Source organism: Aeromicrobium sp. (assembly GCF_036676885.1).
Taxonomy (GTDB): Bacteria; Actinomycetota; Actinomycetes; order Propionibacteriales; family Nocardioidaceae; genus Aeromicrobium.
The window spans coordinates 1-13,203 of sequence record NZ_JAKFCB010000043.1 but is presented as its reverse complement, the minus strand read 5'-3'; the positions used below and the strand labels follow the sequence as shown (position 1 = coordinate 13,203).

Below are 13,203 nucleotides of genomic sequence, written 5' to 3'. Positions count from 1 at the left end.
GAGCCGCTTGTCAGAATCGAACTGACGACCTTTTCATTACGAGTGAAACGCTCTACCGACTGAGCTAAAGCGGCCGAGGTCCGCCGGGGATCGCCCGCCGAACCGATCACTGAGTCTACCGGGTGATTGCTACGACCTCACATCGGCCTCGCCCCCGTAGAATCGCACTCGTGACCGACACCACGCAGGCCGAGCTCGAGGAGATCCGGGCGAGCATCGACAACATCGATGCGGCGCTGATCCATGTCCTGGCAGAGCGCTTCAAGTACACCAAGCGCGTCGGCAAGCTCAAGGCCGAGCACAACCTGCCGCCCGCCGACCCCGAGCGCGAAGCCCGACAGATCACGCGTCTCCGGGCGCTGGCCGTCGAGGCGGATCTCGACCCCGCGTTCGCCGAGAAGTTCCTCAACTTCATCATCGACGAGGTCATTCACCACCACGAAGCCGTACGAGGCTAGGCAACCGCGCCGCGCCGGACCGCCGGCGGTGGCATAGCGTCCACGCGGACGCGCGCGGTGGACGCCAAGTCACCGCTGCGGCAGGGCTACGAGCCTGCCTTGCAGGTCAGGCCGTCCTTGGGGACGGTGCCGTCGGTGAAGAAGCCATCGACGGCGTCCTTGATGCACACGTTGCCGGAGTTGTATGCGGTGTGCCCGTCGCCCTCGCGGGTGATCAGCACGCCGGATGACAGCTGCGAGGCGAGCGCCTTGGCCCACTCGTAGGGGGTCGCCGGGTCGCGCGTCGTGCCGAGCACGAGGATCGGCGGCGCCCCCTTGGCCTCGATCTTGGGCAGCGGGTTGGTCGCCTCGATCGGCCAGTCGGAGCAGCCGAGCGCGCCCCAGGCGAGCGCCCGCCCGAACACCGGGGACACCTTCTCGAACCGCGGAATGATCGCCTCGGTCTCCTCCAGCGTCAGGTGCTTGGAGGCGTCGAGGCAGTTGACGGCATAGATGACCTGGCCCATGTTGCCGGCGTATGAGCCGTCCTCGTCGCGCTCGAAGTAGACGTCGGAGAATCGCAGCAGCACGCTGCCATCGCCCTGGAACGCCGCCTTCAGACCGTCCGAGAGGTAGGGCCACGTCTCCTCGTCGTAGAGCGTCAGGGCGATGCCGTAGAACGCGTGGCCCTCCGTGAGGTCGCGATCGGATGTGGCCTTCATCGGCGTCGCGTCGAGCTGCTTCATGAGGTCGGCGATCTTGGCGATGCCCGCCTTGGCGTCGTTGCCCAGCGGGCAGTCGGAATCCTTGACGCAGTCCTCGGCGTACGCGTCGATGGCCCGCTGGAAACCCGTGGTCTGGCCGAGGCTCGAGCCGACGGCATCCAGCGAGGGATCGACCGCGCCGTCGAGCACCATACGACCGACGTTGGTCGGGAACAGCTGGGCATAGACCGCGCCGAGCGACGTGCCGTATGACGCGCCGAACCAGTCGAGCTTGGACCGGCCGAGCAGCGCGCGCACGACATCCATGTCCTTGGCGGCCTCGACGGTCGAGACGTGGCCGGCCAGCTCGCCGGAGTTGTTCTCGCACGCCTCGCCCAGGTCGGTGATGCTCTGGCGCAGCGCGGCGATCTCGGCGGCGTCGTCGGGGTCCGGATCGGTCTCGACGAACTCGTCGAAGTCCTTGTCGGGGAGGCATTCGAGCGGCGAGCTCTCACCGACGCCGCGCGGGTCGACACCGACGACGTCGTACATCGTGCGGACATCGCTGCCGAAGCTCGAGGCCATCGTCGAGGCGAAGTCGACCGCCGAGCCGCCGGGGCCGCCCGGGTTGACCAAGATGCTGCGCTTGGCCTTGCCGCCCTCGGCGGGGTGGACGACCACGCGAATCCGGGTGGTGGCGCCGTCAGGCTTGGCATAGTCGACCGGCACCGTGATCCAGGCGCACCGCTCCGAGCCACAGCCCGACCACTCGACGTCCTGGTCGTAGAACTGCTTGAGCCCCGACGGCGCTGACGTCGCGGCAGGCTTGGGCTCCTCCCAGCTGTCGCGGGTCACGACGGCCGTCACGACGGCGACACCCACGAGCAGAGCGAACACGGTGACGACGGAGAGCACGATCAGCAGCTTGGAGCGAGTCACCGGCGAAGTCCCATCATCATGCGTTCGAGGGCGAGCAGAGGAGCGGCATTGGCGGTCAAGGCCGTACGACACTCGACGATCGCATCGATCGTGTGGATGGTCGACTCGGGCGTCCACACGCGCGCCATCTCGGTGATGTCGTCGGCCACGTCGGCGTTGACGAGATCGACGCCGGTCGCGCACTGGACCGCCAGGACGTCGCGGCAGAACGACAGCAGGTCGAGCAGCACGCCGTCGATCGAGTCGCGGGCCATACGCTTGCGCCGGCGGTCCTGGTCCTTCTGCAGCGCCGACAGGGCACCGGCATAACCGGGTGGGCGGCGGCCGCGCTCCTCGACGCCCCACGTCGAGCGCAGGTCGTCGAGCTCGCGCTCGTCGGCGGGGTCGCAGAAGTCCTTGGCGCGCGCCGTGGCCTCCTCGTTGACCTGGTGCGCCGCCCGGAGGCAGTCGCCGAGATCGTGCAGCGCGACCGGGATCGACAAGATGGCTCGCCGGCGCTCGCGGGCGCCGGGGTCGCGCGCGAGCCCTCGGGCCCGCCCGATGTGGCCCTGCGAGGCGGCGGCGACGGCGTGCGCCAGCTCCGGCTCGACGCCGTCTCGGCTGACCAGCAGCCCGGTGATGGCCTCGGTCGACGGGGTTCTGAGCAGGACGCTGCGAGCGCGCGAGCGGATCGTCACGGAGACGTCGTCGACCGCCGGGGCGCAGAGCATCCACACGGTCTGGCGCGACGGCTCCTCGATCGCCTTGAGCAGGGCGTTGCAGGCCTCGTCGGTGAGCCGGTCGGCGTCCTCGATGATGAGGATCTGCCAGCGGCCGAGCGCGGGACGCAGGGCGGACGAGCGGACGTACTGACGGATGTCCTTGACGCCGATCGACAGTCCGTCGGTCGTGATGAGGGTGATGTCGGGGTGGCTGCCGGCCCGCGCGGTCGTGCACGAGTGGCACTCGCCGCAGCCGCCGAGCTCGCACTGCAGCGCCGCCGCGAACGCCCGCGCAGCGTTGGACCGGCCCGAGCCGGGCGGGCCGGTGAACAGCCAGGCGTGCGTCATCGAGCGCCCGTCACCGCCTGCCGAGGCGACCGCGGCCTGCAGCGTCTCGACGACGGGTTCCTGGCCCACCAGGTCGTCCCAGACGGTCATGCTGTGGCCTGCCCCAGCCACGGCTCGACGGCCTGCCGGATCGAGGCGTGGATCTCGGCAGGCGTGTCGCCGCCTCCGACCACGAGGTAGTGCTGCGGGTCGGCGGCGGCCAGGTCGAGGAAGTGCTGGCGTACGCGCTGGTGGAACTCGAGCGGCTCGGACTCGATGCGGTCGGCACCTTCGAACCGGGCATGACCGATGGCCGGGTCGATGTCGAGGATGATCGTGAGGTGTGGCCGCAGGGACGAGGTGGCCCACCGGGCGATGTGCTCGACCTCCGCGGCGGCGAGGTGGCGACCGGCGCCCTGATAGGCCAGCAGCGAGTCGACGTAGCGGTCGGTGATCACGATCGTGCCGTCGGCGAGCGCCGGGAGAACGATCTGGTCGACGTGCTCGGCCTTGTCGGCGGCATAGAGCAGGACCTCGGTGCGCGGCGACAGCTCGCCCGTGTCGTGGTCGAGGACGATGTGGCGCAGGATCTTGCCCACCTCGGTAGCACCCGGCTCACGCGTCAGCAGCACTCCGTGGCCGAGGGTCTCGAGCCATTCGACGAGCAGCACGGCCTGGGTCGACTTGCCGGCGCCCTCCCCGCCCTCCAGGGCGATGAACACCCCGGTTTCGGTGAAGAGCGGATCCATGGGGCGAGCCTAGTCGCTGCGTACGACCTCTTCCGACGGAGCGTACGGGTGAAGGCCGAAGTACTCGACGATGCGTCGCATGTTCTTCTTGGACCGGGTGAAGAGGATGTAGCGCTTGCGCGGCCCGGCCGTACCGGTCACGATCTCCGGCACCCGGAAGTCGAACTGCATGCGGCTCTTGCGGGCGATCTCGGCGATGGCCTGCGGGCTGTAGTAGGAGACGTGCCCGCGGGAGTAGAGGTAGCGGTGGTTCGCGACGTTCTTGCCGTCGTAGATGTTGGTCGAGCAGACCAGGAGGCCCTTCCTGGTGAGCAGCTTGAACAGCCGCGGGAACTCGGTCATCGGGTCAGGGAAGTGCTCGACGACCTCGCACGCGATGATCAGGTCGAAACGCTCCGACGTGCCCTTGGCGATGTTGATGAAGTCGGCATCGATGCCCAGGTCGACGACATCGCTCATGACGACCCGGTCGACAGCGGGCAGCTTGGCGATGTGCTGGTAGTCGAGGCTGCGCCCCGCGCCGAACACCATGACCTTGAGGCCCGACCGCTGCAGGATGTCGGCGCCCATCGCGGCCATGTGGAACTCGCGGCCCTGGTGCTCCTCGGTCCCGACCCGCGGCGTGAGGCGGAATCTGTCGACCGACTCGAACTTCGTGTAGTCGACCGTGTTGCCGGCGTTGGACACGTACTGGCAGCGCCGGCAGATCCGGATCTCGTAGGTACGGTTCTTGCGCTCGACGAGGCGCAGGCGGGTGCGCCTGGAGCCGCAGACCAGGCATCTCGCCGAGGACGGCGTCGCGGCGAGCTCCCGGGCTCGAAGGAGCACGACGTGCACTGCCTTCTTCGGATCGTGCATCGCCTTGGAGATCTGGTGTCGGCTGACCATCGTGATCCAATCCGTCCGCGTACAGTTCGCCCACCGTAACGCGGGTGAGGTCAGGCCGGTCCGGGCGGGGAACCGGGCAGCTGGACCCGGGCGACGAGCTTGTGCGGAGCCAGCACGCAGAAGCTGTCGGTCAGCAGCTCGGCGAGCTCGTCCCAGTCGGTGTCGTCGCGCAGCTCGAGCCCCACGACGTCGCGGCCCCACCGGGCGACGAAGTAAGGCGGGCCGGCCTGGACGAATGCCTCGAGCTCGTCACCCGGCGCACGGAACGTCACGACCGTGACCTCGCCCTCGGTCGCGATGAACCGCGCATAGGCATCCGGTCCGGTCTCGTCGATCGTCAGGACGTGCGCGAACGTGCGCTTGCGGACGCACCAGCGCACGCCGGTCCAGGCGTTCTCCTCGTATGCCTCGGGGAGCGCAAGGCAGATCGCACGGAGACGTTCGACGACGTCGAGCGGCACATCGGGCATGGCAACAAACTATGACGTGGCGCCGACAGCCCCCTCGCGGCCGGCCGCGAGGCGGAGCTCGGTGACCAGCACCACGACGCCGATCAGGCCGGCCCACAGCTCGGAGTACGGCACGAACGTCACGGCGACGAGCGCCAGCGCGCCGACGGCGAACGGCAACGCGGTCCGCATCGACGAGTCGTGCAGGCGCACGTTGACGAGCCACAGCGCCACGAGGAACGCCGCACCCGGGCCGGTCACGAACGCGCTGCTGACCAGGTCGGAGGCCTCCGAGTGGTGGGAGTAGTGGTCGACCCGCGCGGCGAGGCCCGCCCCGACCGCGGCCGCTGCGCCGAAGATCACGTAGTGGCCGAACCCCCAGACGTACCCGACCGAGTTGTCGGTGAGGATGCCGGAGTTGTCGCGCGCGAAGTAGAGCCACCAACCGCTGAACGTGATCAGCACGCCACCGGCCACGACGAGCCACAGCTCGGCGGGCGGGTGCTCCTTGTCGAACGCGACCTGCAGCGCGATCGTGACCGACAGGATCGTCTCGCCGAGGACGATGATGAAGAACAGTCCGTAGCGCTCCGCGATGTGGTGCGGATGCCACGGCGTCGTGCCGGCGAGCTCGGCGGTGAACGGCACGGAGAAGTCGAGCGCCACCCCGAGCACGAACAGCCAGATCGGGACATGGCCGTCCGTCACCAGGAGCGCGGTGACCCAGCCGGCCTGGACGAAGATCAGCCCGTACGCATATCGCAGCGCCGTGCGTCGACGCTCGGGATGCCCCGCCGCCGCACGCAGCCACATCAGCACCAGCCCGACCCGCATGATGACGTAGCCGACGATGCCGAGCGTGAGGTCCTCGTGGAAGATCCGCGGCACGCCGGCCGCCAGCACGAGCGACCCGAAGACCTGCAGCAGCGTCAGGACCCGGTTGATCGTGTCGTCGGGGTCGTACGCGCTGTTGAACCAGACGAAGTTGAGCCAGGCCCAGAAGATCGCGAAGAACGAGACGCCGAACCACACGAGCCCGTGGCCGGCGTGGCCCTCGGAGATCTCGTGGTGCAGCGACAGCGCGGCCTGCGCGATCGCCACGACGTAGCAAAGATCGGTGAACAGCTCGAGCGGCGAGGCCGTGCGGTGCTCCTCGTGCGGGTCCCGCGGTGACAGCGGCCGCAGAATCGGGGCGATCATCGGATGCTCCCTTGCTGCAGGGCGAGGTACTGGTGGGCGAACGCGATCCCCATGCCGCCCTCGCCCACTCCGGCCGCGACCCGCTTGACCGACCCCGAGCGGACGTCGCCGACGGCGAACACGCCGGGAACGGTCGTCTCCAGCGCGAAGGGCCGACGGTCGGCAGTCCACGCAGCGGAGTCGGCGGCGTCGGACCCGGTGACGACGAAGCCGTGCTGGTCGCACGCCACGGCAGAGGGAAGCCATCCCGTGACCGCGTCGGCCCCGATCATGACGAAGAGCACCGTGGCAGGGCGACGCGACGTCTGGCCGGCCGCCGAGTCGTGCACGTCGATCTCGGTCAGGTCGGTCTCGCCGTGGAGGCCGACGACCTGGCTCCTGGTCTCGACGTGGATGGCGTCATGGGCGGAGATCTGGTCGATGAGGTAGCGCGACATGCTCGCCTCGAGCGACTCTCCGCGTACGAGCATCGTGACCGACCGGGCATACCGCGAGAAGAAGACCGCGGCCTGACCGGCCGAGTTGCCGGCACCGATGATGCAGATGTCCTGGCCCCTGGCGAGCGCTGAGTCGCTCCGCGCAGCGCCGTAGTAGACGCCGCGACCGAGATAGCTCGCGACACCCGGAACGTCGAGGGTCCGCCAGTCCACGCCGGTGGCGATGACGACGACGGGCGCCTGCAGCAGGTCGCCCCCGTCGAGGGTGACCGTGTGCGCTCCCGGCTGGATGCCCGTCGCCTGCCGGGTCACGACGATCTCGGCGCCGAGCCGCTTCGCCTGCTGCAGGGCGCGGCTGGCGAGGTCGTCACCCGACACCCCGTACGGAAACCCCGTGTAGTTCTCGATGCGGCTGGAGGTGCCGGCCTGCCCTCCGGGCGCGATGGCCTCGACGACGATCGTCCGCAGGCCCTCGGCCGACGCGTTGACCGCCGCGGTGAGGCCCGCGGGTCCGGCGCCCAGGATGACGACGTCGTAGTCGGACCCGGCGGGGCTGACCTCGAGCCCGACCGCCGACGCGGCCTGGCGCAGGGTCGGGGCCATCAGACGGCGGCCGTCGGGCAGCTCGAGGACGGGGTGGTCGGCGGCCCCTTCATCCGGGGTGACCCGGTCGAAGACCACCTGGTTGCGGGTCAGGAACGTCGCCAGCTCACGCACCGCGGCGTCGACGCGAGGGCCGATCAACGTCACCTCGGCCTCGGGCTCGACGGCCGCCCAGCCCTGGAGGTCGTTCAGATAGCGGCGGGCCACCTCGGCGACGCTCGTCGTCACGGACGGCGCCATGGCGGCCAGCGTGTGGTACTCCGTCACGCCCAGGCGAAGGATGCGCGCGGGCACGGTCGCCCGACCGCTCGCCGGGAACTTCGTGCTGAGCGTCATCGGCACCTCGCCGAACAACATGCCGTGCGTGCGCTCGCCGATGACGCGCTCCTGGCCGTTGACCACCTTGGTGATCTCGGCGTGGCCCTCCATCACGATGAACAGAGACCGCTCGTCGCCCTCGCGGGCGAAGTACTCACCGGGAGCCAGCCGGATGTCCTCCACCGCGCCGGCGACGTACGCCAGCACCGGCGTCTCCAGGCCGGCGAGGAGCGGGACGTCGCTCAGCTCGTCTGGGGTGATCATGCCGGAACGCTAGCGCGTTGCCCGGGCGACCAGCCAGCGCTCCTACTTCTTTGCGGCAGCCTTTTTGGCCGGCGACTTCTTCGCCGCCTTCTTGGCGGTCGACTTCTTCGCAGTCTTCTTCGCGGTCTTCTTGGCGGTCTTCTTGCCGCCCTTCTTGGCCGGACCCTTGGCGCGGCGCTCGGCGAGCAGCTCGAACGCACGCTCCGGCGTCAGGGTCTCGAGCGAGTCGTCCTTGCGAAGGGTCGCGTTGTACTCACCGTCGGTGACGTACATGCCGAAGCGGCCGTCCTTGGCCACGACCGGTGAGCCGCTCACGGGATCGTTGCCGAGCTCCTTGAGTGGGGCTGCGGCGGCGCGACGTCCGTACGTCTTGGGCTGCGCGTAGATCGCGCGGACCTCTTCCTCGGTGATCGTGAGGAGCTGCTCCTCGCGCTCGAGCGAGCGGGAGTCGGTGCCCTTCTTGAGGTAGGGCCCGTAGCGACCGTTCTGCGCGGTGACCTCGGTGCCGTCCTCGTCGACGTAGACGACGCGCGGCAGCGTGAGCAGCTGGACCGCCTGGTCGAGCGTGATCGTGTCGAGGTCCATGTCCTTGAACAGGCTGGCAGTGCGGGGCTTGTCGGCCTTCTTGGCGTCGTCGGGCAGCGTCTCGGTGACGTACGGACCGAACCTGCCGCTCTTGGCGGTGATCACGAGCCCGGTCTCGGGGTGCTTGCCGAGCTCCTTCTCCACGCCGGACGGGCTGGCCAGCAGCTCCTTGGCCCGGTCGAGCGTGAGCTCGTCGGGCGGCAGGTCGTCAGGCACGTTGGCGCGAGTCGGCACCTTCTTGCCCTCGGCGTCCTCGGTGAACGGCGGACCCTCGACGTACGGGCCGTAGCGACCGACGCGCAGGTCGATGTCCTCGCCCAGCGGGAACGTCGCGAGTCCTCTGGCGTCGATGTCGGGGAGGTTGTCCACGAGCCGCTTGAGGCCCGTGTCGTGCTCGCCCGTGCCGGTCCAGAAGCCGGTCAGGACGTTGAGCCGCTCCTCACGCCCCTGGGCGACCTCGTCGAGGACGTCCTCGAGCTCGGCGGTGAAGTTGTAGTCGATGAGCCGCGGGAAGTGCTGCTCCATGAGCCGGATGACCGAGAAGGCGATCCACGCCGGGACCAGCGCGGTGCCCTTCTTGTAGACATAGCCGCGGTTCTGGATCGTGCCGACGATCGAGGCGTACGTCGACGGGCGGCCGATCTCGCGGGTCTCGAGCTCACTGATCAGGCTGGCCTCGGTGTAGCGCGACGGCGGCTTGGTCTCGTGGCCGGCCTTGCCGAGCTCGGCGGCCGTGACGGTCTGACCCTCGGTCAGGTTGGGCAGCTTGGTCTGCTGGTCGTCGTCCTCGGCGTCGGAGTCGTCGTGCGACTCGACGTACGCCTTGAGGAATCCGTAGAACGTGATCGTCCGACCCGAGGAGCCGAAGACGACGTCTTCACCGCTGGCGGCTGTGGCGCCGATGCGGATCGACACCGAGTCGCCCTTGGCGTCACGCATCTGGGACGCGATCGTGCGCTTCCAGATGAGCTCGTAGAGCCGACGCTCGTCGCCGCTCAGTCCGGTCTGATCGGGAGTCTTGAACCGGTCGCCGGCGGGGCGGATCGCCTCGTGGGCCTCCTGCGCGTTCTTGACCTTGCTGGCGTAGACGCGCGGCTCGTCCGGAAGGTAGGCCGGGCCGTAGAGCTCGGTCACCTGGGCGCGGGCGGCGGTGAGCGCGGTCTGCGACAGCGTCGTCGAGTCGGTACGCATATAGGTGATGTGCCCGCCCTCGTAGAGGCGCTGGGCGACCTGCATCGTACGGGCGGCGCCGAAGCCGAACTTGCGGGACGCCTCCTGCTGCATCGTCGTCGTACGGAACGGTGCGTAGGGACGGCGCGTGTAGGGCTTGGACTCGACCGAACGCACCGTGAACGGGCGGTCGGTGAGCCCCGCGGCCAGGGCGCCGGCCTGCTGCTCGTCGAGGTGCACGACCTTGTCGGACGTCAGCTGTCCGGCGTTGTCGAAGTGGCTGCCCGACGCGATGCGCAAGCCGTCGACACTGAAGAGCTTGGCCGGGAACTGGCGGGGGTCGTAGCCCTCGCCGGCGTCGAACGTCGCCTCGAGGTCCCAGTAGGAGGCGATGCGGAACGCCATGCGCTCACGCTCACGCTCGACCACGAGCCGGGTCGCGACGGACTGCACGCGGCCGGCCGACAGGCCGCTCATGACCTTCTTCCACAGCACGGGGCTGACCTCGTAGCCGTAGAGGCGGTCGAGGATGCGGCGGGTCTCCTGCGCGTCGACGAGGTCCATGTCGACGTCGCGGGGGTGCGCGATGGCGTACTGGATCGCGTCCTTGGTGATCTCGTTGAAGACGATGCGCTTGACCGGGACCTTGGGCTTGAGCTCGTCGAGCAGGTGCCACGCGATGGCCTCGCCCTCGCGGTCCTCATCTGTCGCCAGCACGAGCTCGTCGGCGTCCTTGAGGAGCTTCTTGAGCTTGGTCATCTGCGACTTCTTGTCGGCGGAGACGACGTAGATCGGCTCGAAGGCGCTGTCGATGTTGACGCCGAGGCGGGCCCAGGACTCGCCCTTGAACGCGGCCGGCACCTCGTCGGCGCCGCGCGGCAGGTCGCGGATGTGGCCGACCGAGGAGTCCACGACGTAGCCGTCCCCGAGGTAGCCCGCAATGCTGCGGACCTTGTTGGGGGACTCGACGATGACGAGGCTGGTCACAGATGAACTCCTGATTGGTCAGACGCAGCACACCGTAGCGTGTGTCGTCAAGAGTTCATGCATCCGCATCTGTGAGCGGATCGTGTCGGTTCGCCCGGCGCAGCTCGGAACAGCTTGTCGGTCGTCGGTGAAATACTGCCCTGTGGCGTTCTCCGGATATGCGCAGCTGTGGGCGGACAGATCGGTCCGCGCGCTGTTCATTGCTGCGTTCTTCGCCCGCATCCCGGCCATGGCGGCGCCGCTCGTCTTCACCCTCTATGTCGTCGACGACCTCGACGGCAGCTACGCCCAGGCCGGCGTGATCGCCGCCGCGACGACGCTCGGCGCGGCGATCGGCTCCCCGTGGCGCGGGCGCCTGATCGACCGGCTCGGCCTGCGACGCGCCGTCCTCCCCTCGATCATCGCGGTCGGCGTCCTCTACCCGTTGGCGACACTGGCGACGTACGCGTGGCTGATCCCGATCTCGGTGCTGATGGGCCTGTTCCTCATCCCCATCTTCTCGATCGTGCGGCTGTCGTTGAGCGTCATGGTCGAGGAGCGCCAACGCCGCACGGCGTTCTCGGCCGACTCGATCATCGCCGAGGCGAGCTTCATCATCGGCCCGGCTGCCGGCGTCCTGCTGGTGACGCAGGCCGGCGCCGACGCGGCGCTCTATGCGATCGGCGGGTGCGAGGTCGTGGCCGGGCTGATCTTCCTGAAGCTCAACCCGCCGACCCGTTCGGCGCCCCAGGAGACCGACGTCGTTCCTGACCGGCCGGTCGTCAAGACGCCGATCCTGTCGGTCCCCGTGGTGTTCCTCTTCCTCATCTCCGGCGGCACGATGGCCACGCTGGTGGGCACCGACCTCGGCATCATCGCCGAGCTGCGCGAGCTCGACCGGACCAGCGCGATCGGCCTCACGTACGGCCTGTGGGGCCTGTCGTCGCTGGTCGGCGGCCTGGTCTACGGATCGCTCAACCGGTCGATCCGGCCCACCTATCTCCTCCTCGCGCTGGGCCTGACCACGATCCCGGTCGGCCTCGGTGGTGAGGTCTGGTCGCTGTCCCTGTGGGTCATCCCGACGGGCTTCCTGTGTGCGCCGACCATGACCGCTGCGGCCGAGTGGATCGCCAAGCTCGTGCCGGAGGAGCGGCGCGGCGAGGCGATGGGCTGGCAGGGCACGGCGTTCACGATCGGCGGAGCGGCGAGCTCGCCCGTCATCGGCGCGGCGATCGACGAGGTCGGCGCGTGGGGCGGCTTCGTGGTGGGCGGCCTGACCGCCACCGCCATCGCGCTGGTGTGCTGGGGCGGTCAGCTCATCCCGGCGTTCCGGCCGGCCAACTATGCGTCCGTCGACGACCCGAACACGGTCACCAGATAGCGCACGTCCGCACTCGACGCGTTCCGGTAGATCACGGGCGCCGGATCGCCCATGCGCAGCCGATCCCCCGCGGCGAGCTCGTGGGTCTCCTCCCCCACGACGAACGTCAGCACGCCCTCGACGACCCAGATGACGTGCATCCCGAAGTCGTACGACTCGGCCGGCACCGCGACCTCCTTGCCCGGCGGCATGACGACCTCGGTGATGTCGCCGGCCGGCGTCGTGACGATCTGGCGCCGCCGGTAGCCGGTGTCCGGGTCGATCCACAGCTCCTGCTCGGCGCGGGCGAGCACGCGGGTGCCGCGCGGCTCGCCGCGGGCGATCAGCGTCGAGACCGTGAGGCCGAAGGCACCCGAGAGCTTGCCGAGCAGGGTCGCCGTGGGACTGCTCTCGCCGCGCTCGACCTTGTGGATCATGGCCCGCGACACCCCCGACCGCTCGGCCAGCTCGCTCAGCGACCAGCCGCGGAGCTCACGCTCGAGGGCGACCCGCTGGCCGATGCGTGCGCTGATGTCGTCTACTATGGTGGACATACCGACACTATAGGGGAACGCCGATGATGATCCGCGACGCCGTGCACGACGACCTCCCGGCGATCCTCGAGATCCACAACGACGCGATCCGCACGACGACCGCGATCTGGGACGAGCACGAGGTCGACCTCGAGGACCGCCGCGCGTGGTTCGACGCGCGCCGCTCGGCCGGGCTGCCGGTCCTGGTCGCCGAGCTCGACGGCGAGGTGATCGGCTTCGCGTCCTACGGTCCGTGGCGCCCCAAGACCGGCTACCGGTTCACGGTCGAGAACTCGGTCTATGTGCACCCCGATCACCGGGGTCGCGGTGCGGCGAACGTCCTGATGCCGGCGCTCATCGACCACGCTCGCTCCGGCGACGTGCACGCGATCGTCGCCGGCATCGAGGCGTCCAACGCCGGGTCGATCGCCCTGCACGAGAAGTTCGGCTTCCGCCGGGTCGCGCTGCTGCCGGAGGTCGGCTTCAAGTTCGGCCGCTGGCTCGACCTCGCCTACCTCCAGCTGTCCCTCTAGCCCGTCCGGCCCCTAGCGCGACCGTCCCCTAGGGAGGCCG

12 protein-coding genes and 1 tRNA gene are annotated in these 13,203 nt (G+C 69.3%); 3 read left to right on the top strand and 10 right to left on the bottom strand.

Annotated elements, in window-relative coordinates:
• Position 1: 1 nt before the first annotated feature.
• Positions 2 to 74: transfer RNA gene (locus V6M46_RS02425), tRNA-Thr, on the bottom strand.
• Positions 75 to 170: 96 nt separating this feature from the next.
• Here V6M46_RS02425 and V6M46_RS02420 point away from each other — a divergent pair.
• On the top strand, positions 171 to 458 hold the full coding sequence (locus tag V6M46_RS02420) for a chorismate mutase (protein ID WP_332662168.1): 288 nt from the start codon (positions 171 to 173) through the stop codon (positions 456 to 458).
• 86 nt (positions 459 to 544) lie between these two features.
• Here the strand turns inward: V6M46_RS02420 and V6M46_RS02415 are convergent, their stop codons facing one another.
• From V6M46_RS02415 to topA, 8 genes are read right to left on the bottom strand one after another with little or no spacing between them, the layout of a single operon-like run.
• Positions 545 to 2,080 (bottom strand): alpha/beta hydrolase, encoded by a 1,536-nt coding sequence (locus tag V6M46_RS02415; RefSeq protein WP_332662167.1) that lies wholly within the window; start codon positions 2,078 to 2,080, stop codon positions 545 to 547.
• Complete coding sequence (locus tag V6M46_RS02410) at positions 2,077 to 3,219, bottom strand: DNA polymerase III subunit delta' (RefSeq protein ID WP_332662166.1); 1,143 nt, start codon at positions 3,217 to 3,219, stop codon at positions 2,077 to 2,079. Before V6M46_RS02410 ends, V6M46_RS02415 begins: the two co-directional genes overlap by 4 nt.
• On the bottom strand, positions 3,216 to 3,857 hold the full coding sequence (gene tmk, locus V6M46_RS02405) for a dTMP kinase (protein ID WP_332662165.1): 642 nt from the start codon (positions 3,855 to 3,857) through the stop codon (positions 3,216 to 3,218). Before tmk ends, V6M46_RS02410 begins: the two co-directional genes overlap by 4 nt.
• A gap of 9 nt (positions 3,858 to 3,866) precedes the next feature.
• The gene (locus V6M46_RS02400) at positions 3,867 to 4,745 is read right to left on the bottom strand and encodes a methyltransferase domain-containing protein (RefSeq protein WP_332662164.1); all 879 of its coding nucleotides are present in this window, start codon (positions 4,743 to 4,745) and stop codon (positions 3,867 to 3,869) included.
• 50 nt (positions 4,746 to 4,795) lie between these two features.
• Positions 4,796 to 5,215 (bottom strand): MmcQ/YjbR family DNA-binding protein, encoded by a 420-nt coding sequence (locus tag V6M46_RS02395; RefSeq protein ID WP_332662163.1) that lies wholly within the window; start codon positions 5,213 to 5,215, stop codon positions 4,796 to 4,798.
• A 9-nt stretch (positions 5,216 to 5,224) separates the two neighbouring features.
• Positions 5,225 to 6,394: a low temperature requirement protein A gene (locus V6M46_RS02390; RefSeq protein ID WP_332662162.1), complete on the bottom strand. Its 1,170-nt coding sequence runs from the start codon at positions 6,392 to 6,394 to the stop codon at positions 5,225 to 5,227.
• Complete coding sequence (locus V6M46_RS02385) at positions 6,391 to 8,016, bottom strand: FAD-dependent oxidoreductase (protein WP_332662161.1); 1,626 nt, start codon at positions 8,014 to 8,016, stop codon at positions 6,391 to 6,393. The genes V6M46_RS02390 and V6M46_RS02385 overlap by 4 nt, the downstream gene beginning before the upstream one ends.
• A gap of 42 nt (positions 8,017 to 8,058) precedes the next feature.
• Positions 8,059 to 10,758, bottom strand: a complete 2,700-nt coding sequence (gene topA / locus V6M46_RS02380; protein WP_332662160.1) for a type I DNA topoisomerase — start codon at positions 10,756 to 10,758, stop codon at positions 8,059 to 8,061.
• Positions 10,759 to 10,900: 142 nt separating this feature from the next.
• Here topA and V6M46_RS02375 point away from each other — a divergent pair, with 142 nt between their 5' ends.
• The gene (locus V6M46_RS02375; RefSeq protein WP_332662159.1) at positions 10,901 to 12,118 is read left to right on the top strand and encodes an MFS transporter; all 1,218 of its coding nucleotides are present in this window, start codon (positions 10,901 to 10,903) and stop codon (positions 12,116 to 12,118) included.
• On the opposite strand, the gene V6M46_RS02370 is transcribed toward V6M46_RS02375, so the two are convergent.
• On the bottom strand, positions 12,079 to 12,651 hold the full coding sequence (locus tag V6M46_RS02370; protein ID WP_332662158.1) for a helix-turn-helix domain-containing protein: 573 nt from the start codon (positions 12,649 to 12,651) through the stop codon (positions 12,079 to 12,081). The two genes, V6M46_RS02375 and V6M46_RS02370, sit on opposite strands and share 40 nt — an antisense overlap.
• A 23-nt stretch (positions 12,652 to 12,674) precedes the next feature.
• Between V6M46_RS02370 and V6M46_RS02365 the strand changes: the two genes are divergently transcribed.
• Entirely contained in the window at positions 12,675 to 13,163 is a 489-nt protein-coding gene (locus V6M46_RS02365) for a GNAT family N-acetyltransferase (RefSeq protein ID WP_332662157.1), read from the top strand.
• Positions 13,164 to 13,203 lie beyond the last annotated feature (40 nt).